A 19,235-nucleotide genomic window follows, 5' to 3' on the forward strand; every position below is an offset into this window, starting at 1 on the left:
GCGACGTCTTCATCGTGGCGGTTGTGTCTCTGATCCATCAGAGTGTCCATTGTCGTTTTGCGGCGCCGCCTCGTGGCGGCGCCGGGCACGTTATGCGCCGTCAGCCGATTGCCTTCTCGAGTTCCGGCAGCAACTGGAACAGATCCCCCACCAGCCCGATGTCCGCGATCTCGAAGATCGGCGCGTCGCCGTCCTTGTTGATCGCCACGATCGTGCCGGCGTCCTTGATGCCGGTCAGATGCTGGATCGCGCCGGAGATGCCGACGGCGACGTAGAGCTCGGGGGCGATGATCTTGCCGGTCTGGCCGACCTGCAGTTCGTTGGGCACGTAACCCGCGTCGACCGCGGCGCGCGAGGCGCCCACGGCCGCGCCGAGCTTGTCGGCCAGCGCGTAGATCACCTTGAAGTTCTCCGCCGAACCGACGCCGCGGCCGCCGGAGACGACGCGCTTGGCACTCTGCAGGTCCGGGCGATCCGACTTGCCGGCCGCGAGGCCCACGAAGCGCGTGTGCGAGGGCACGGCGGCGTCGACGGAGACGGCTTCGACCGCCGCGCTGCCACCCTTGGCGGCCTCGGGCCACGACGCCGTACGCACGGTGGCGACGACGGTCTGGCCGGCCGGCGCCTCGACGGTGATGATTGCGTTGCCGGCGTAGATCGGGCGCTTGAAGGTGTGGCTGCCTTCCACCGCCATCACGTCCGACACCTGCGACACGCCCAGCAGCGCGGCGACGCACGGCATCAGGTCCTTGCCGAAGGTGGTGCTCGGGCCGAAGACGTGGCTGTAACCGGTGGCGAGCTTCGCCACCTGCGGCGTCAGGACCTGCGCGATCGCGTTGGCGTTCGCGGCGTTCGCAACGGTCAGGACCTTGCCGACGCCGGCGATCTGCGCCGCCTCGGCTGCGATGGCGGCCGGATCGGCAGCCAGCACGACGATGTCGATGGAGTCGGGCTGCAGCGCCTGCGCGGCGGAAACGCACTTGGCGGTGGAGGCGTTGAGCTTGCCGTCCAGGTGTTCTGCGATGATGAGTACCTTGCTCATTACAGCAGCCCCTTCTGCTTGAGTGCGGCGACCAGTTCGGCCGCGTCCTTCACCATCACGCCCTTGCTGCGCTTGCCCGGCGCGGCGTAGCGCGTGGTCTTCAGGCCTTCGCCGGCGTCCACGCCGAGATCGGCGAACTGCACGGTTTCCAGCGGCTTGCTCTTGGCCTTCATGATGTCCGGCAGCTTGATGAAGCGCGGCTCGTTCAGGCGCAGGTCGGTGGTGACCACCGCCGGCAGGTCGACCTCGAGCGTCTCCAGGCCTGCGTCCACCTCGCGCGTCACCGTGGCCTTGCCATCGGCGACCTCGAGCTTCGAGGCGAACGTGGCCTGCGGGCGACCCCACAGCGTGGCGAGCATCTGGCCCGTCTGGTTGGCGTCGTCGTCGATGGCCTGCTTGCCCAGGATCACCAGGTCCGGCTGCTCCTTCTCGATCAACTTGAGCAGCGTGCGGGCGGCGGTCAGCGGCTGGATCGGCTGGTCGGACACGACGTGGATCGCGCGGTTGGCGCCCATGGCCAGGCCGTTGCGCAGGTGGGCCTGGGCGTCGGCCGGAGCGATCGTGGCGACCACGACCTCGGTCGCGATGCCCTTGTCGCGCAGGCGCAGGGCCTCTTCCAGGGCGATTTCGTCGAACGGGTTGGCCGACAGCTTGACGCCGTCGGTGACCACGCCGGAGCCGTCCGGCTTGACCTGGATGCGGACGTTGTAGTCCACCACGCGCTTGTAGCCGACGAGGATCTTCATCGTGCGGGGATTCCTATGGTTGCGCGGCCGGAAGCAGGCCGAGAACCGCCGATTCTAGCCGAGGAGGCGCTCCCTACGCAGGCGGATGGTCTCGAACCGCGGGCCCTCGCGGACGCTGCGGGGGCCGCAATCCGTTCATCTGGAGAACCGGCCGGTCGCGCGATTCGGCTGGGACACCCCGATCCGTTACCCTTCAGCGCGCTCGTTCCCCCAAAGGCGGAGTCCAAATGCTTCATCCGGTCATTCTCAGCGGCGGCAGCGGCACGCGCCTGTGGCCCCTGTCGCGGCAGAACCAGCCCAAGCAGTTCCTGGCGCTGGTGGGCGACCACTCGCTGTACCAGGAGACCGTGCTGCGGGCGAGCAAGCTGCCAGGGGCGCAGCCGCCGATCACCGTCTGTGCCGACGACCACCGCTTCATGGTCGGCGAGCAACTGCAGGCCGTGGGCATCGCCAGCGGCGGCATCCTGCTCGAGCCGGCGGCGCGCAGCACCGCCCCGGCCATCGCGATCGCCGCGCTGCATGCGCTCGCACGCGACGCCGACGCCACGCTGCTGGTCATGCCGGCCGACCACCTGATCGAGGACGAGGCCGCCTTCCGCGCCGCGGTCGAGGCCGCAACGGGGCTGGCCCACGATGGCTGGCTGGTCACCTTCGGCATCCGGCCCGATTACGCCGAAACCGGCTACGGCTACATCCTGCGCGGCGATGCGCTGGGCGAGGGCGGCTTCCGTGTCGAGCGCTTCGTCGAGAAGCCCGACAAGGCCACCGCCGAGCGCTACGTCGCCGAAGGCACCTACGCGTGGAACTCGGGCATGTTCCTGTTCGGCGCGCAGCGTTATCTCGACGAGCTGGCGCGTCACGCGCCGGCCATCCTCGATGCCGCGCGTGCGGCGATGGCGGCGGCGAAGGCCGACCTCGATTTCACCCGCGTCGATCGCGACGCCTTCGCCGCGAGCCCCAGCGATTCGATCGACTACGCCGTGATGGAAAAGACCGACCGCGCGGCCGTGGTGCCGGTGAGTTGCGGCTGGAGCGACATCGGTTCGTGGTCGTCGCTGTGGTCGGTCGCGCAGCGGGACGGCGAGGGCAATCGCTACGAAGGCGACGTGATCGCGGTCGACACGCGCGACAGCCTCGTGCGCGCATCGGAACGCCGCATGATCGCGACGATCGGCGTGGAGGATCTGGTCATCGTCGACACGCCCGACGCCACGCTGGTCGCGCGCAAGGACCGCGTGCAGGACGTGAAGGCGGTCGTGGACAAGCTGAAGTCGGCGGGTCGTCAGGAGCACCTGTTCCACCGCAAGGTCTACCGCCCATGGGGCAGTTACGACTCCATCGGCGTGGGCGAACGTTTCCAGGTCAAGCGCATCGTCGTGAAGCCCGGCGCGGCGCTGAGCCTGCAGAAGCACCACAAGCGTGCGGAGCACTGGATCGTCGTCTCGGGCGTCGCGGAGGTCACCTGCGACGACCGCGTGTTCGACCTGCACGAGAACGAAAGCACCTACATCCCGCTGGGCAGCGTGCACCGCTTGCGCAATCGTGGCACCGAGCCGGTGGAACTGATCGAAGTGCAGTCGGGCAGTTACCTGGGCGAAGACGACATCGTCCGGCTCGAGGACGTGTACGGGCGTTCCTGAGCGCCCGTTAGCTCAATCGCTCGTTGATGATTTCGTCAAGGATCCGCTTGCACAGGGCGAGGCGGTCGACGGTGCGATCGTCCTTCCCGGGGCTGTAGCTGAAATAGAACTCGCTGGCATGGGTTCCGAAGTGGCCGACTTCACGCATCTGGATCAGACCGAGTGCGTTCAGATCGGACATCGCCAGACGGAAGCTGCTGGGCGTGAATACCCAGCCGTGCATGTCGACGTATTCCTCGTGCGTCAGGTAGCCGGAGAGCATCGATCCGGCCTGCTCCAGCGAGTGCGAGAAAGCGACGGGCCCGCCGTCATCGGGATTCCATGCGATCCGCCCCTGCAGGTTGGAAACGGTGGCCACGTAGTCGACCAGCTGCCCCGGCGAATGCCGCCGACGGTGCTCCAAGTGTGCCTGCACCATCGCACCGGTGGTGCTGGGAAAGCGAAGGTAGTCGAAGCAGTAGCGGCGGTCCGGTACCACCAGCGACAGGACGCCATTGGGCTTGAGCAACTGCAGGCATTGCTGGAGGAAGCCGACGACATCCGGCGCGTGCTCGATCACATGCGAGGCGATGATCCAGTCGTAGCGTCCCGTCTGGCCGATGAGTTCGGGCAGCGATTGCCCGGTCCACACGTAGTCCACCGGTTCGATCCTCGACAGGTCGATGCCGTGCTCGCGGTATTTGTCGATGAGACCCTGCTGGTCGAGATGGTCGACCGTCTCCACATCGTAGCCGTCGCGCTTGGCCATGATCGGGTTGTGGCTGGGGCCGATTTCGAGGCCCTTCCCGGATTTATCCAGCGCGGCCGTGATGCGCTCGAAGCGCGTCGTGGACTCGGCCGGCGATGCCGGAGTGGCGTCCCCCGCTTCGGGGCTGACGTCGACCCGCGGCGGACTGGCTTCCGCCGGTGCGGGATCGGCGGCAGCTGGATTGGCATTCGTATTCCGGCGAAAGAGGCGCAGAAGCGTCATCGGAATTCCTCCATGAGGGTTGCCGCGAACCGGTCGGCGCTGCCCGGCGCGTGTGCGAAGAACAGCGACGGCTCGCACAGCTCCAGTTCGAGCAGGCACGGCCCGCCAGCGTCGTCGCGGATGAGATCCACGCGTGCGTACAGTGGCGGCTCGTCGAGCTGCAACGCCTCGCGCGCGGCCGCCATCACGCGATCGGCGAGCGCGAGTTCGTCCTGCGACGGCAGACGCGGTGCGATGGATTCGGCGGCGAAGAGCTGGTTCGTCGGCCCTTCGTCCGGTCGCAGCAGCGGGCCCTTGCGGATCGCGTGGCTGAACTCCCCGGCGAAGAACATCAACGCGGTTTCGCCGTGTTCGTCCACCGACGAAAGATACGGCTGCAGCATCGCACTGCGATCGGCATCGAGCAGGCGCGCGAGGTGGTTCGCGGCCGCGAATTCCTGTGAACGCGCGTAACGCTGCGCGTCCTTCGATCCCGCGCCCACGCTCGGCTTCACCACGAACTCCGCCGCGTGCGGATGCGCGGCGAGAAACGCCTGCAGCGTCGGCAGCGGCTCCATGTCGGGTTCGACGAACGCCGTCGGCACGATTGGCACGCCGCGCGCTGCGAGCTCGGCGAGGTAGTGCTTGTCGGTGTTCCATCGCACGACGGGCAACGGGTTGATCAGGCGCGTCTGCGCCGACACGCGCGCGCTCCAGTCCAGGAACTCGCGCAGGCGCGGCACGTAGTCCCATGGCGAACGCAGGATCGCCGCGTCGAAACGGCTCCAGCCCACCGTCGGGTCGTCCCATGCACGCACCTGCACGGCCATTCCGGCGCGCGCGCAGGCGTCCAGCAGGGGCGTCAGGTCGTCGTCGACACCAGCGGCGGCGATGGCGGTCACAAGGGCTATCCGGGTCATGGCCGGAGTCTAGACGCTGCCGCCCTGGCGCCGCGATGTCCCAGCCGGACGGACGTCGCCGTTTCGCGCCTCCGACCTGTCCGAACGTACGGTGGGGGACGTGCCCGCGGCCACGGTAAACTCCGGGGCATTGCGCAGAACCGAACGGAGTCCGACGTGGCCGCGACGCAAAACGGCAAGAACAAGGTTTTCCCGAGCGCGAAGGCGGCGCTCGACGGCATCGTCGCCGATGGGCAGACGCTCGCCGTTGGCGGCTTCGGCCTGTGCGGCATTCCCGAAGCGCTGATCGGCGCGCTGCGCGACAGCGGGGTGAAGGGCCTGACGGCGATTTCCAACAACGCCGGCGTCGACGGCTTCGGCCTGGGCCTGCTGCTGGAAACGCGGCAGATCCGGAAGATGATTTCGTCGTACGTCGGCGAGAACAAGGAATTCGAGCGCCAGTTCCTCTCGGGCGAACTCGAACTGGAATTCAATCCGCAGGGCACGCTCGCCGAGCGCCTGCGCGCGGGCGGTGCGGGCATTCCGGCGTTCTTCACGCGTACCGGCTACGGCACGGTCGTGGCCGAAGGCAAGGAAACGCGCGAGTTCGGCGGCCACCACTACGTGATGGAAACCGCGCTGAAGGCCGATGTGTCGCTCGTAAGGGCGTGGAAGGCCGACAAGGCCGGCAACCTCGTTTTCCGCAAGACCGCGCGCAACTTCAACCCGGCGTGCGCGATGGCGGGTGCCGTGTGCATCGTCGAAGTGGAGGAGCTGGTCGAGATCGGCCAGATCGATCCCGACCACGTGCACCTTCCGGGCATCTACGTCGACCGCATCGTCGTCAATGCGACGCCCGAAAAGCGCATCGAGCAGCGCACCGTGCGCGCCGGCTGATCATACGACTACAGGACACATACTCATGGCTTGGACCCGCGACCAGATGGCGCAGCGCGCCGCGCAGGAACTCACCGACGGCGCCTACGTCAACCTCGGCATCGGCTTGCCCACGCTGGTGGCCAATTTCATTCCCGATGGCGTGGACGTGTGGCTGCAGAGCGAGAACGGCCTGCTCGGCATCGGCCCGTTCCCGACGGAGGCCGAAGTGGACGCCGACCTCATCAACGCCGGCAAGCAAACCGTCACCGCGCGCCCCGGGGCGAGCTATTTCGGCAGCCACGATTCGTTCGCGATGATCCGCGGCGGCCACATCGACCTCGCGATCCTGGGCGCGATGCAGGTCACCGAGAAGGGCGACCTCGCCAACTGGATGGTGCCCGGCAAGATGGTCAAGGGCATGGGCGGCGCGATGGACCTCGTCGCCGGCGTGAAGCGCGTGGTCGTGCTGATGGAGCACACCGCGAAGAACGGCGAGCACAAGATCCTGCCCGAATGCACGCTGCCGCTGACGGGCGTGGGCGTGGTGAACCGCATCATCACCGACCTCGCGGTGCTCGATGTCGCCGCCGACGGCCTGAAGCTGGTCGAACTCGCGCCGGACGTCACCGAGGATGAGCTGCGCGAGAAGACCGGCGTGGCGTTCTCGCGCTGACGGACGTGACCGGTTAGTTGCGCCTGGCGTAGGGATAGGTCTCGCCGGGCGCGGTTTCGCCGGCAACGCCACATGCCTGCGCGGCGGTGGCGACCCGGAAGCCGGCGTCTTCCACGCAGGCGGCGAACATGCGCTCCACGGCATGCGCGAAGGTTCCGTCGATCTGTCCCGCCTCGCCTTCGAACTCCCATGTGTCCAGGTGCGCGTCGAGCAATGGACGCAGCGCTTCGAGCCGCGCCCAGAACATCGACCCGGACGGAAAAGTGGTCTCGCCGTCCAAGGGGCGGCGAAGGCCGAGGCGCGTGTGCAGGTAGTCCACATGCGGGCGATTCGCGCCGAGGTACGACTGCACTGCGAGCAGATGGCCTTCCGGTGCGACCAGGCCCAGCTTCACGTCAGTGCCGAACGCGTTGCGGATCGCCTCGTGCCGCGATGCGGACGCGAGCCGTTGCAGGAGTTCCTCGCGCCAGAGATGACCATCGTCCAGGTGTACCGAGCGCTTGGTGTGCAGCTTCAGGACGATCTCTTCGCCTTCGTCGAGCAGGCGACCGGCGACGTGGAGGAAGGGCAGGATGTCGCGTCCGCGGTTCTCGAACGCTTCCACCTCGGCATGCCTGTCGCGCGCCGCGAGCGCAGCGCGAACGGCACGCTCCCTGTCGGGCGACGTGGTGACGATCAGGCGTATCGCCGGATCTGCAAGCACCGGCGTGGACAGCAGTTCATCGAGCGCCTCGACGTACCACGCATGGATCACCACGCACGCGGCGCGGGGCCCACGGAGCAGGGCGGGTCGCGACGACGGACGCAACGCATCGCGCGTGGCCTGCAGCCAGGCATGACCGAGGCGCGCATCGGGTTCGAGTACGGCGCCTTCGGCCCACTCGTTCCACGCGTTGACGAACACCAGCCGGTCCGATGCCGCGCGGCCCGCCAAGCGGCGCTCGATGGTGTCACGCAGCCAGTCGCGGTATCTCCGCGGCGCGGCGTGCAGGTAGGTGCGTCCGGCACCCGAGCGACGCGCCTCGTTGTCCCAGCCGCAGTTGACGCCGGGGAAGAGCCGGTAATTCGGGAGCGGACGCCGCCGGTAGTCGTCGGCCAGTTCACGCCAGTCGAGGACCTGGCCGCGGTAACCGGGATTCACCAGCGACTGGTCGGCGGTGACGTTGGTCGGCGTCGCCAGATTCGGCGGGAATTCGACGGCGGCGTCGAAGCCGTAGTCCATCGGATCGGCGCGATCGAAACTCTGCGTGTAGGCGATGTGGATCTCGCCGATGCCGTTCTCGCGGCACCACGTCCGCCAGCGCGTGGCGGTGGCGCGCGGCTCGGGGAGCAGGCCTGGGCGATACACCAGCAGCAGCGGCCGACCATCGACGCGCAGGTAGCGGCGGTCGCGCAGGTACGGTGCGATGTGCGCGATGAACGCGAGGTCGTCCTCGGCGCTGTGCTGCTGGCCGATGAGGATGTCGTCCGCGCGGCCGTCCCAGCGGCGCGACCAGTTCTCGTTGGCCCAGCACAGGCAGAACGGAAGGTCGATCGACTCATCGCGCAGCCACTGCTGGAGCGGCGCTTCCAGCAGGGTCTTGCCGCCGAACCAGTAGTAGTAGAAGCAGAACGCGCCGATGCCGTACTCGCGGGCGAGCGTTGCCTGGTCGCGCATCACCTGCGGGTTGCGCAGGTCGTAGAAGCCGAGGTCGGCGGGCAATCGTGGCTGCGCGTGACCTTCGAACTGCGGGAGCGCGCGCGACACGTTGCGCCACTCGGTGAAGCCCGCGCCCCACCACGCATCGTTCTCGGGGATCGTGTGGAACTGAGGCAGGTAGAACGCCACGAGCGTGGCCGGCAATGGCGAGGGCAGGTCGGGCGGTCGGCGAGGTAGCCAGCCGATCGCCGGAGCATCGGCGCGCACCCGCGCGCGCCGCTCGCCTGTCGCGTCGCCGTGCTTCCCGCGAGGGCCCTGCGGCAGGGTGTCCGCGAAACGCTCCAGATACGACTGCCGCAGACGGTCGCGCACGCGTTCGGGCATGGGCGTGATGCGGAACGCGGCACGCAGGCTGTTGAACAGCAAGGTGCGCAGGCCCTCGTTCAGGCGCGACGTCATGCGGCGGTCACAGGTTCTGGTAATTCGGCCCCGAGCCGCCTTCCGGCGTCACCCAGTCGATGATCTCGTAGGGATCCTTGATGTCGCAGGTCTTGCAGTGCACGCAGTTGGCGGCGTTGATCTGCAGTCGCTTGCCGGCTTCATCCTGCACGATCTCGTACACCGCCGCCGGGCAGAAGCGCGTGCACGGATTGTCGTATTCCTCGGCGCAGCGCGTGACGCAGATGGACGTGTCGCGCACCTTCAGGTGCACGGGCTGGTCCTCGTCGTGTTCGGTCGCGGCGTAATAGACGCCCTGCAGGCGGTCGCGCGGTGCGAGCTTGCGTTCGATGTAGTCGCGCTTCGGACTTTCGTGCTCGCCGACCTTGTCCAGCGAACACCAGTCGGCCTTGTTCTTCAGCGTCCACGGCGAGAGGCCGCCGGTGACGGTTTCCCATGCCGAATTGAGGATGCCGAACCACAGGCCGCGCTTGAAGCCAGGCTTGAAGTTACGCACCTTCTTCAGCTCGGCCATGATGTTCGAACCGCGCAGCTTCGCGTCGAAACCCTGCGGCGACAGCTGCGAAGCGACGAGATGTTCGGCCGCGAGCATGCCCGAACGGATCGCCTGGTGCGTGCCCTTGATCTTGGGCACGTTGAGCAGGCCGGCGGTGTCGCCGATCAGCAGCGCGCCCGGCATTTCCAGCTTCGGCAGCGACTGGTAACCACCGGTGACGATCGCGCGCGCGCCGGCCGACAGGATGGTGCCGCCTTCCAGCAGCGGCTCGAACAGCGGGTGGTTCTTCCATTGCTGGAAGGCTTCCCACGGCTTGTATTCCGGATCCTTGTAATCGAGGCCGCTGACATAACCCAGTGCGATGCGGCCCTTGTCCAGGTGGTACAGGAAACCGCCGCCGTAGACCTCGTTGTCCGCCGGCCAGCCGAAGCTGTGCACGATCTTGCCGGGCGTCACGCGGTCTTCCGGCACCTGCCACAGTTCCTTGATGCCGATCGAATAACCCTGCGGATCGCTGTCGGCATCGAGCTCGAACTGCTTGATCAGGCGCTTGGTCAGGTGGCCGCGCGCGCCCTCGGCGAGCACGGTGACCTTCGCGCGGATGTCGATGCCCGGCGTGTAGCCCGGCTTGTGCGAACCATCCTTCGCGATGCCCATGTCGCCGATGCGCACGCCGACCACGGCTCCGCTTTCGTCATGCAGCGTTTCGGCCGCGGCGAAGCCCGGATAGATCTCCACGCCCAGCGCTTCGGCCTGCGGGGCTAGCCACGCGCACATCGCGCCGAGGCTGACGATGAAATTGCCTTCGTTGTGCATGCCGGGCGGAATCGGCAGGCGGCGGTGGCCCTTGTGCGTCAGCAGCCAGAATTCGTCGTGTTTGGCCGGCACGCAGATCGGCGGCGGGTTGTCGCGCCAGTTCGGCAGCAGGGCGTCCAGCGGTTCGGGTTCGATCACCGCACCGGACAGGATGTGCGCACCGATGGTCGAAGCCTTTTCGATCACGCACACCGACAGCTCCGGGTTGAGCTGCTTGAGGCGGATGGCGAACGACAGCCCGGCCGGACCGGCACCGACGGTGACGACGTCGTACTCCATCACGTCGCGTTCGACGGCGTTCGGATCGGGTTGGTTCATGGGGCACTCCAAGACGGGCTGGCGTACAGCGGCTGGCGGATTGCGGGGACAGCAGAGGGTGGATTGTCGCGGGTTTGCGCGGTTGGCGCCAAGTTTCCCCGGGAAAATCCGGCGGCGGGCGCGATACGCCGTGCTAGCGTTGGGTATGGTTCTCGACGTGATCCCGCTGCCCGACGCGCAGCTGCAGTTCGATCCGCACTGGCTCGGCCCGCTGGAGGCCGATGCGTTGCTGGACGGGCTACACCGCGATGTCCCCTGGGAAACACACCGCATCCGCATTTTCGGCCGCGAGGTCGATTCGCCGCGGCTGAGCTGCTGGATCGGCGATCCCGACGCGCGTTACCGCTATTCCGGCACGCTGTTCGAGCCCCATCCCTGGCCCGACGCTCTGGTTCCGGTGCGCGAACGCCTGGAGCGCACGCTCGACGTTGCGTTCAACAGCGTGCTGGCGAACCTCTACCGCGACGGCACCGACGCGATGGGCTGGCACAGCGATGCCGAGCCCGAACTCGGCCCGGCACCGGTGATCGCGTCCATCAGCCTGGGCGCCACGCGCCGCTTCGCGCTGAAGCATCGCGACGATCCTGCGCGCAAGCTCACGCTGGAACTTCCGCACGGCAGCCTGCTGGTGATGTCCGGCGCGACGCAGCGCCACTATCGCCACGCATTGCCGCGCACGACGCGGCCGATTGGTCCGCGCATCAACCTCACGTTCCGCCGGATCGTCACGCCGTCGCGTTGACGACGCGCGCAGCAGTTACCGCGTCGCAGGCAGCGTACGGCGATAGGCCTCGCCGCTGGTGAGCGTCCAGCCGGCGATATCGCCACCGATCTTCGACAGCGACTGCTCGAACGCGCGCGCGACATCGGGCACCGCCGCGCTCGCGGCCGGCGTCGCCTGCAGGAACACGCGCGACGCGGCGACCTTCTGCTGCGGCACGTGAAGCAGCTTGGCACTGACTTCGATCGTCGCCGACGGGACGGCACCGCCTGCGTAGTCCGACTCGAAGCGGCGCACTTCGAAGAAGAGCTTGTATTCGCCCGCCACGCCGGTGCCCTGGCGCGCGACGCCGCCGATGCGGCCTGAGTCTTCAAGTGCGCGCAGCACCGTGTCGACGAGCATGTCCGACGGCGGGCGCGCCCATTGCGCGCCGCGGTAGACCTGCAGTTCGCCGGGCGTCGGCCGCACCGCGATGCGCAGGCTGTCGACGATGCGCGCCGCCGCCGGCGGAGCGATCACCAGCTGCCAGTCGACCTTCGGCCACGAGGCGTCCGCCTTCACTGCGGGTTCCGGCGCGAAAATCGTGGTGGGGTCCTTGGGCTTGTCGCTCAGGATCGAGCAGCCGGCCAGTGCCAGCAGCAGGCCGGATGCGAGCGCGATGCGCGCGTGGCGGGCGAGGGTCGAAGCGATCGTCGTCATGTCGGCGCGCGTGGTCATTCGGGTTTGAATTCCGCGGGGTCGAACTGCTTGGGACCGTCGCGACCCAGGAGGTAGCGCGTCGGGTTGCCGTCGAGGCGGTCGCTGATGCGGCGCAGGTCGCGCACCAGCCCGCGCAACTCGGCCAGCGTCGGGCCGAGCTGCGCAAGGCCGTCGTTGGCGAAGCTGTTGATCGCGGCGCGGTTGTCGGTGAGCAGGCCGTTGGCGTTGTTGGCCGCCGAATCCAGCCGCGTGAGCGTGCTGTCGAGCTTGGCGATCAGGCCCGGCAGCTTCGCCACCAGTTCGCGATCCACGCTCTGCACCGCGCGGTTGGTGTTGTCGAGCGTGGACGACAGCTGCTCGCTGGACTTGCGCGCGTTGATGATCAGCGCACGCAGGTCCTCGCGCTGGTCGGCGATGGAAGCGGTCATCGATTCGATGTTCGACAACGTGTTCGACACGCGCCGGACGTTCTCGTCGCTCAGCACCTGGTCCATGCGCGCGACCAGGCGGTTGGCCGTGTCGGCGATGTTCTGCAGCGCCGAGGCTTCGGTCTGGATCACCGGCACTTCGCGGTGGTCGGTGTCGGCCAGAAGCGGGCTGCGCGGATCGCCGCCGGTGAGCTGGATGAAGGGACTGCCGGTGATGCCCTGGATCGACAGCTTCGCGCGCGTGTCGGTCTTGATCGGCGCGTTCGCCTGCAGGCGCAGGATCGCGATCACGCGACGCGGGTCGTCCGGCGCCAGGCTCAGGTTCTGCACGGTGCCAACCGAAATGCCGTTGTATTGCACCGAGCTGCCTTCGGTCAGGCCCGTCACCGGCTCGGTGAACAGCACCGCGTAGGTGCGCCATTCCTTCTCGGACGAATACTTCGCCGCCCACAGTGCGAACAGCAGCAACAGCAACGTCACCAGGATGGTGAAGGCGCCGATGAGGACGTAATTGGCCCGGGTTTCCATGACTTCAGCTCACGCTTCGCGGGTGTTCTGTGCGGCGCGCGCACGCGGTCCGTGGAAGTACTCCTGCACCCACGGATGGTCGAATCGTTCCACTTCGTGTATCGGCGCGCAGACCACGACCTTGCGATCGGCGAGCACGGCGACGCGATCGCAGATAGCGTAAAGCGTGTCGAGATCGTGTGTGATCAGGAACACCGTCAGGCCCAGCGCCTGCTGCAGCGTGCGGATCAGGCGGTCGAACGCCGCCGCGCCGATCGGATCCAGGCCCGCGGTGGGCTCGTCGAGGAACAGCAGCGGCGGATCCAGAGCCAGCGCACGCGCCAGGCCCGCGCGCTTGCGCATGCCGCCGGACAATTGCGACGGCAGCTTGTTGAGCGCATCGGCCGGCAGGCCGGCGAGCTTCACCTTCAGCAGCGCCAGTTCGTAGCGCAGTGAATCGGGCAGGTCGCCGTGGTACTCCTTCAGCGGCACCTGCACGTTCTCGCCCACGGTGAGCGAGGAGAACAGCGCACCGTCCTGGAACAGCACGCCGGTGTTGCGCTCGATCGCACGTCGCTGCGTCGCGTCGTCGGTCCGCGCGTTGAGGCCGAGCACTTCGATCTCGCCTTCCTGAGGCTCGCGCAGGCCGAGGATCGCGCGCATAAGTACCGACTTGCCCGTACCCGAACCGCCGACGATGCCGATGATCTCGCCCGGCCAGACGTCGAGGTCGAGGCCCTCGTGCACGACCTGTTCGCCGAAGCGGTTCACCAGCCCGCGCACGCGCACGATTGGCTGGCCGCTTCCGCGCCTGGGGCACAGCGGGTGCAGCGCATCCGGCGCCGCGTTCGGCGAGCCCGGGACCCTGCGCGCCATGCGCCCGGTCATCTTCGACATGCGGTTCATACGCCCATCTCCATGAACCAGATGGCGAAGAACGCGTCGAGGATGATCACCATCGAGATCGACTGCACCACGCTGGACGTCGTGCGTTCGCCTACCGACTGCGCGGTGCCTTCGACCTGCAAACCTTCCAGGCAGCCGATCAGGCTGATGAGCAGCGCGAACACCGGCGCCTTGGCAAGGCCGACGAGGAAGTGCCGCAGCTCGATGGTCTCGTGCATGCGCGTGAGGTACTGCTGCGGCGGGATGTCCAGGCTGTATGCGCCGACGGTGAGGCCGCCGAGCAGGCCGAAGATCATCGCGATGAAGGTGAGCATCGGCAGCATCACCAGCAGCGCGAGCATGCGCGGGATCACCAGCAGGTCGATCGGGTCCATGCCCAGCGTGCGGATCGCGTCGACTTCCTCGCGGCTGACCATCGCGCCGATCTGCGCGGTGAACGCACTCGCCGTGCGGCCGGCCAGCACGATCGCCGTGAGTAGCACCGCGAACTCGCGCAGGAACGAGATGTTCACCAGTTCGACGACGAAGATCTCCGCGCCGAAGTCGCGCAGGATGTTCGCGCCAAGGAAGGCCACCACCGCGCCGACGAGGAAGCACAGCAGTGCGACCAGCGGCACGGCGTCCAGGCCGACCTGTTCCATGTGGTGCACGGTCGCGGTCGGGCGGAACCGGCTCGGTTCCTTGAACATCCGCAGCAGCTTGATCTGCGTCTCGCCGAGGAAGCCGACCAGCGCCAACGCCTCGTGCCAGTTGTTGTGCACCGCGCGGCCCAGGCGTTCGAGCGCGGCGCTCACGCCGTACTCGCGCTTCTTGCGCGGACGGTCGTCGGCGACGTCCTCGATCGCCGACACCAGCGCCTGGTGCGATTCGTGGAAGGTGAGGACGTCGAAGTCCAGGTTGTTCCGGCGGGCGAAGCGCAGCAGCTGCAGCACGCCGACCGAGTCCAGGCGCTCCACGCCGCTGGCGTCGATGGTCGCCACGCCCGCGGGCGCATCGCCCAGCGCGGTGCCGATCTGCCCGGCGTAGTCGAGCGTCCAGGAACCGGACAGCCGCAGGCGCGACGGGGTCGAGCCGTCGGCGTCGATCTGCGGCGGGTGCGCGGTCGTGTCCGTCATCGGGTGGGCCGGGGCAATGTCGCGGAGGATAGCAGCCTGCGTATCGCGGCCGCCGCGAACGTGGCGCGAAGGCGCCGCGGTCGCGCGGTCCGTGCGCGCGTTCGCTGCCAGCCGGTGCAGCCGCGTGCGATGCTTCGCGCATGTCGAATCCGCCCCCCCTGAGCGCCGCCAGTTACGCCGCACGCATCGACTTCGTGATCGAGCTGGCCGAACGCCTGCATGCCTACGGCACCACGGCGCAGCGCCTGGAGGGCGCGATCAGCGCGGTCGCGCATCGCCTGCGGCTGGAGTGCGAGCCCTGGTCGAACCCGACCGGGTTGATCCTCACCTTCTCCGACCCGCAGCGCGGACCCGGCGAAAGCGACACCACGCGCGTGATCCGGTTGCCGCCCGGCGACACCGATTTGCATCGTCTGGCCGAAACCGACCGCATCGCCGAGGAAGTGCTCGCCGGCCGGCTCGGGCTGGTCGACGCGCACGCGCAGATGAGCGCACTCGACACGCCGCCGACGCGACGCTCCCGCGCGATGCAGGTGCTGGCCTACGGACTGGCTGCCATCGGCATCGGCGGCGTACTGCGCCTGCCGTGGCTCGACATCGGCGTGGCGGGCGTCAACGGGCTGATGATCGGCCTGCTCGTGCAGTGGTCGGAACTGCATCCGCGCTTCAAGGAAGCGCTGGAAGCAGTGACGGCGATGTTCGCCGCGATCGTGACGCTGCTGGTGGCCACCTACGTCGCGCCACTCAACCAGAACACGGTGATCATCGCCTCGCTCATCGTGCTGCTGCCCGGCATGGCGCTGACCAACGCGGTGAACGAGCTGACCAGCCAGCATCTGGTCTCGGGCACGGCGCGTTTCGCCGGCGCGGTGACGACGGTGCTGAAGCTGGCGATCGGCACGATCATCGCGTTGTACCTGGCCGACGTGGTCGGCCTGCACGCGCAGGTCCGCGCATCGCGCCCGCAGCCGGTATGGGTGGAGTGGGGCGCACTGGCGGCGGCGGCATTCGCCTTCGCCGTGCTGTTCCGCGCGCAGTGGCGCGACTACCCGAAGGTGATGGCGGCCGCGGCCGGCGGCTATCTCATCTCGCGCTTCGGCGGACAGGCGTTCGGTAGTCCGGCGGGCATTTTCCTCGCCGCGCTCGTGCTCACCGCGGCGGGCAATGCGTACGCGCGCTGGTGGAATCGCCCCGGCGCGATCCTGCGCGTGCCCGGCATCATCATGCTGGTGCCTGGCAGCGTGAGCCTGCGCGGGCTGCTCACGCTCATCCAGCAGCAGGACATCGACGCGGGCCAGACGGCGGTGCTGGCGGTGCTCAACATCCTGCTGGCGCTGATCGCGGGACTGCTGTTCGGCAACCTGCTGCTGCCTGCGCGGCGGAATCTTTGATTCCGCTCGCAGAAACAGAAACGCCGGCACAAGGCCGGCGCTCCGAAACAAAAACGATCCGAACGCATCAGCGGATCAGAAAATCCTCGAGCTTCTTCCCCGCACTCGTCTGCGCCGCCAGCCAGCGCGGCTGCTTGCCCCGGCCGGCCCAGGTTTCGGACGGATTGGCCGGGTTGCGGTACTTCGGCGCGACGGACTTGCCGGCGTTCTTCGATACCTTGCGTGCCGGCGCCTTCGCCGCGCGCGCCGGAGCCGCCGGTGCCGCACCCCCGAACAGTTCGCCGATGCTGTAACCCTCGGCCTTCGCCAGCTGCGTGAGTTTCTTGCGCACCACGGCGATCGGCTTGCGCTTGCTGAGCGTGGTCTTGCGCTTCTTCGCCTGGCTGATCAGCGCGTCGAGTTCCTTCGCGGAGAGGGAATCGAGATTGATCGACATAAAACCTCCGGAGCGTGCGGGATATCGGGGGAATGATCGGCCGTCGATGCGGCGGACTCCCGATGATAGTCGCCGGCATCCGGCGGCGTAAACGCGAAGGCCTTTCCCCGGATTCCACCCTGACCCAACCCTCTCCCGGAAGCGGGAGAGGGCCGTGCAGCGTGGTCGTATGCCGCGCTTACTTTCCGAATTTCGCGAACACGCCCGTGCGATCGAGGTTTTCCGATTCGCTCGCCTGGCGATGGCGGTACTCGAACGTGCCGGCGGCCAGGCCCCGTTCGGACACCACGATGCGGTGCGGGATGCCGATCAACTCGATGTCGGCGAACATCGCGCCCGGACGCAGGCCGCGATCGTCGAGCGCGGCTTCGACACCGGCGGCGTTGAGGTCGCGATACAGCGCCTGCGCCGCTTCGGCCACAGCCGCGTCGTTCTTCGGATTGATCACGCACACCACCGCCTGCCACGGCGCCATGGGCTCGGGCCAGACGATTCCGTTCTCGTCGAAGTTCTGTTCGATCGCCGCCGCGACGATGCGCGAAACGCCGATGCCGTAGCAGCCCATCACCGGCGTGGCGGCCTTGCCGTTGGCGTCGAGCACGGTGAGCTTGAGCGCCTTGGCGTACTTGTCGCCCAGCTGGAAGACGTGTCCGACTTCGATGCCGCGCGCGATCTGCAGCGTGCCCTTTCCGTCGGGCGAAGGATCGCCTTCGACGACGTTGCGGATGTCGGCGACTTCATCGGGCTCGGGCAGGTCACGGCCCCAGTTCACGCCGGCGAGGTGGAAGCCCTTTTCATTGGCGCCGACGACGAAATCGGACATGGCCGCGACACTGCGGTCGGCGACGATGCGGATCGCCTTCGCAGGCTTCACCGGGCCGAGGAAGCCCGGTTCGCTGCCCAGGTGCCCGGCGATTTCCGCTTCCGTAGCCAGGCGATAACCCGCAAGGCCAGCGAGCTTGCCGAGCTTCACTTCGTTGACGGCATGGTCGCCGCGCACCAGCGCAAGGACGAACTGCGGATTGCCTTCGGCATCGGTGCCCATGACGGCGACCGACTTCACAGTGCGATCGAGCGTGATGCCCATCAGCGCGGCGACGTCCTCGCAGGTCTTCTGGTGCGGCGTGTCGACCTTGCGCATCGCTTCGGTCGCGGCGCCGCGCGGACCGGGCGAGATCGCTTCGGCCAGTTCGACGTTCGCGGCGTAATCGGAGCCGTCGGAGAAGAAGATCGCGTCCTCGCCCGACTCGGCCAGCACCTGGAATTCGTGCGACACCGCGCCGCCGATCGCGCCGCTGTCGGCCGACACCGCGCGGAACTTCAGCCCAAGGCGCGTGAAGATGCGGCCGTAGGTGTCGTACATGCTGCGGTATTCGCGATTCAGGTCCTCGTCGCTGACGTGGAAGGAGTAGCTGTCCTTCATCAGGAACTCGCGCGCGCGCATCACGCCGAAACGCGGGCGGATCTCGTCGCGGAACTTGGTCTGGATCTGGTAGAAGTTCACCGGCAGCTGCTTGTAGCTGGACAGCTCGTTGCGCGCGAAGTCGGTGATGACTTCCTCGTGCGTGGGGCCGTAGCAGTACCAGGCGTCCTTGCGGTCCTTCATCTTCAGAAGCTGTCCGCCGAACTTCTCCCAGCGGCCGGTCTCCTCCCACAGCTCCTTCGGCTGGACGGCCGGCATCAGCACTTCGATGGCGCCAGCGGCGTTCATTTCCTCGCGCACGGCGCGCTCGACCTTGCGCAGCACGCGCAGCCCCAGCGGCGACCAGGTGTACAGGCCGGCGGCGAGCTTGCGGATCATGCCGGCCTTGAGCATCAGCTTGTGGCTGACGATCTCCGCCTCGGCGGGGGTTTCCTTGCTGGTGTGGAGGTGGAACTGCGACAGACGCATCGGCGTGGGGCTTTCGAACGTAGGGAAGCGGCCATTCTGCCATGCGTTCCCGGAGCTGCCGGCTGGGCGAGCCCCACGAAAAGACGAAGCCGGCCCTTGGCCGGCTTCGATGCATTGCGTTGGCAGCGGGCTGTCGCCCGATCAGGTACCGCTGGCGACCGCCGGACCGTCGCAGTATGTCTTGATCTGTGCTTCCGCCAGTGCGGTGCGGTTGGCGCGTTCGGTCTGGTTGAGATTGCGGTCGGGCTTGCCGTCCTTGTCCTCGTCGATGGTGACGTCACCGGCACCCTGCAGCACGGTCAGGTTGCTGCGCGCATTGGTGCAGTTGGCATTGGCGACTGGCTTGGCGGCGGGCTGCGCGGCCTGCGCGGGTGCGGCGCCCTTGTCGGCCAGGTTGCGACCCTTGATGTTCTGGTCCGGCGGCGGGGCATCCGAGTAATGCGTGACGCCCTTGGCGTCCTTCCACTGGTAGACCTTGGCGGCGAAGGCCGGGGTGGCCAGGAGCAGGCTCAGGCCGGCGACGAGGCCGGGCAGCAGGCGGACGAGCTTGGACATGCGGGGCTCCGGGCACGGAAGGGCGGGGGA

17 protein-coding genes and 1 pseudogene are annotated in these 19,235 nt (G+C 67.8%); 5 read left to right on the plus strand and 13 right to left on the minus strand.

Annotation, left to right across the window (positions count from 1 at the left end):
- Nucleotides 1-100: 100 nt before the first annotated feature.
- Together DX912_RS04900 and DX912_RS04905 are read right to left on the minus strand one after the other, a co-directional pair.
- Nucleotides 101-1,042 carry an electron transfer flavoprotein subunit alpha/FixB family protein gene (locus DX912_RS04900; RefSeq protein WP_115841348.1) on the minus strand — a complete coding sequence of 314 codons (942 nt, stop codon included), beginning with the start codon at nucleotides 1,040-1,042 and terminating at the stop codon, nucleotides 101-103.
- Nucleotides 1,042-1,788 carry an electron transfer flavoprotein subunit beta/FixA family protein gene (locus tag DX912_RS04905; protein ID WP_115841349.1) on the minus strand — a complete coding sequence of 249 codons (747 nt, stop codon included), beginning with the start codon at nucleotides 1,786-1,788 and terminating at the stop codon, nucleotides 1,042-1,044. Before DX912_RS04905 ends, DX912_RS04900 begins: the two co-directional genes overlap by 1 nt.
- Nucleotides 1,789-2,015: 227 nt before the next feature.
- Here DX912_RS04905 and DX912_RS04910 point away from each other — a divergent pair, with 227 nt between their 5' ends.
- A complete protein-coding gene (locus DX912_RS04910; protein ID WP_115841350.1) occupies nucleotides 2,016-3,428 on the plus strand; it encodes a mannose-1-phosphate guanylyltransferase/mannose-6-phosphate isomerase in 1,413 nt (470 codons plus the stop codon).
- 7 nt (nucleotides 3,429-3,435) lie between these two features.
- On the opposite strand, the gene DX912_RS04915 is transcribed toward DX912_RS04910, so the two are convergent.
- Both DX912_RS04915 and DX912_RS04920 read right to left on the minus strand, forming a co-directional pair.
- Nucleotides 3,436-4,398, minus strand: a complete 963-nt coding sequence (locus tag DX912_RS04915; protein ID WP_115841351.1) for a class I SAM-dependent methyltransferase — start codon at nucleotides 4,396-4,398, stop codon at nucleotides 3,436-3,438.
- Complete coding sequence (locus tag DX912_RS04920; RefSeq protein ID WP_115841352.1) at nucleotides 4,395-5,297, minus strand: ATP-grasp domain-containing protein; 903 nt, start codon at nucleotides 5,295-5,297, stop codon at nucleotides 4,395-4,397. Before DX912_RS04920 ends, DX912_RS04915 begins: the two co-directional genes overlap by 4 nt.
- 156 nt (nucleotides 5,298-5,453) lie before the next feature.
- On the opposite strand from DX912_RS04920, the gene DX912_RS04925 reads away from it, so the two are divergent.
- Nucleotides 5,454-6,173 (plus strand): CoA transferase subunit A, encoded by a 720-nt coding sequence (locus tag DX912_RS04925; RefSeq protein WP_115841353.1) that lies wholly within the window; start codon nucleotides 5,454-5,456, stop codon nucleotides 6,171-6,173.
- Nucleotides 6,174-6,198: 25 nt separating this feature from the next.
- Nucleotides 6,199-6,828: a CoA transferase subunit B gene (locus tag DX912_RS04930; RefSeq protein WP_115841354.1), complete on the plus strand. Its 630-nt coding sequence runs from the start codon at nucleotides 6,199-6,201 to the stop codon at nucleotides 6,826-6,828.
- Nucleotides 6,829-6,841: 13 nt separating this feature from the next.
- Here the strand turns inward: DX912_RS04930 and DX912_RS04935 are convergent, their stop codons facing one another.
- A complete protein-coding gene (locus DX912_RS04935) occupies nucleotides 6,842-8,926 on the minus strand; it encodes a glycoside hydrolase family 99-like domain-containing protein (RefSeq protein WP_115841355.1) in 2,085 nt (694 codons plus the stop codon).
- A gap of 7 nt (nucleotides 8,927-8,933) precedes the next feature.
- Nucleotides 8,934-10,556: an electron transfer flavoprotein-ubiquinone oxidoreductase gene (locus DX912_RS04940; RefSeq protein WP_115841356.1), complete on the minus strand. Its 1,623-nt coding sequence runs from the start codon at nucleotides 10,554-10,556 to the stop codon at nucleotides 8,934-8,936.
- A gap of 145 nt (nucleotides 10,557-10,701) precedes the next feature.
- On the opposite strand from DX912_RS04940, the gene DX912_RS04945 reads away from it, so the two are divergent.
- Complete coding sequence (locus DX912_RS04945; protein WP_115841357.1) at nucleotides 10,702-11,298, plus strand: alpha-ketoglutarate-dependent dioxygenase AlkB family protein; 597 nt, start codon at nucleotides 10,702-10,704, stop codon at nucleotides 11,296-11,298.
- Nucleotides 11,299-11,313: 15 nt separating this feature from the next.
- On the opposite strand, the gene DX912_RS04950 is transcribed toward DX912_RS04945, so the two are convergent.
- From DX912_RS04950 to DX912_RS04965, 4 genes are read right to left on the minus strand one after another with little or no spacing between them, the layout of a single operon-like run.
- Nucleotides 11,314-11,976, minus strand: coding sequence for an ABC-type transport auxiliary lipoprotein family protein (locus DX912_RS04950; RefSeq protein ID WP_115841500.1), 663 nt, complete (start codon nucleotides 11,974-11,976; stop codon nucleotides 11,314-11,316).
- Nucleotides 11,977-11,990: 14 nt separating this feature from the next.
- Complete coding sequence (locus DX912_RS04955) at nucleotides 11,991-12,932, minus strand: MlaD family protein (protein ID WP_115841358.1); 942 nt, start codon at nucleotides 12,930-12,932, stop codon at nucleotides 11,991-11,993.
- Nucleotides 12,933-12,941: 9 nt separating this feature from the next.
- A complete protein-coding gene (locus DX912_RS04960; protein ID WP_233433475.1) occupies nucleotides 12,942-13,817 on the minus strand; it encodes an ABC transporter ATP-binding protein in 876 nt (291 codons plus the stop codon).
- Nucleotides 13,814-14,932 carry an ABC transporter permease gene (locus DX912_RS04965; protein ID WP_115841359.1) on the minus strand — a complete coding sequence of 373 codons (1,119 nt, stop codon included), beginning with the start codon at nucleotides 14,930-14,932 and terminating at the stop codon, nucleotides 13,814-13,816. The genes DX912_RS04960 and DX912_RS04965 overlap by 4 nt, the downstream gene beginning before the upstream one ends.
- A gap of 140 nt (nucleotides 14,933-15,072) precedes the next feature.
- Here DX912_RS04965 and DX912_RS04970 point away from each other — a divergent pair, with 140 nt between their 5' ends.
- A complete protein-coding gene (locus DX912_RS04970; protein ID WP_115841360.1) occupies nucleotides 15,073-16,323 on the plus strand; it encodes a threonine/serine exporter family protein in 1,251 nt (416 codons plus the stop codon).
- 73 nt (nucleotides 16,324-16,396) lie between these two features.
- On the opposite strand, the pseudogene DX912_RS04975 reads toward DX912_RS04970, so the two are convergent.
- The 3 genes and pseudogenes from DX912_RS04975 to DX912_RS04985 all read right to left on the minus strand — a co-directional run.
- Nucleotides 16,397-16,759 (minus strand): annotated as a pseudogene (locus tag DX912_RS04975) (H-NS histone family protein); the annotation flags it as partial.
- Nucleotides 16,760-16,937: 178 nt separating this feature from the next.
- Complete coding sequence (locus DX912_RS04980) at nucleotides 16,938-18,650, minus strand: proline--tRNA ligase (RefSeq protein ID WP_115841362.1); 1,713 nt, start codon at nucleotides 18,648-18,650, stop codon at nucleotides 16,938-16,940.
- 141 nt (nucleotides 18,651-18,791) lie between these two features.
- Nucleotides 18,792-19,205: a DUF4124 domain-containing protein gene (locus DX912_RS04985; RefSeq protein ID WP_181902709.1), complete on the minus strand. Its 414-nt coding sequence runs from the start codon at nucleotides 19,203-19,205 to the stop codon at nucleotides 18,792-18,794.
- Nucleotides 19,206-19,235 lie beyond the last annotated feature (30 nt).

Origin of the sequence: Lysobacter soli (assembly GCF_003382285.1) — a bacterium.
Classification (GTDB): Bacteria; Pseudomonadota; Gammaproteobacteria; order Xanthomonadales; family Xanthomonadaceae; genus Lysobacter_J; species Lysobacter_J soli.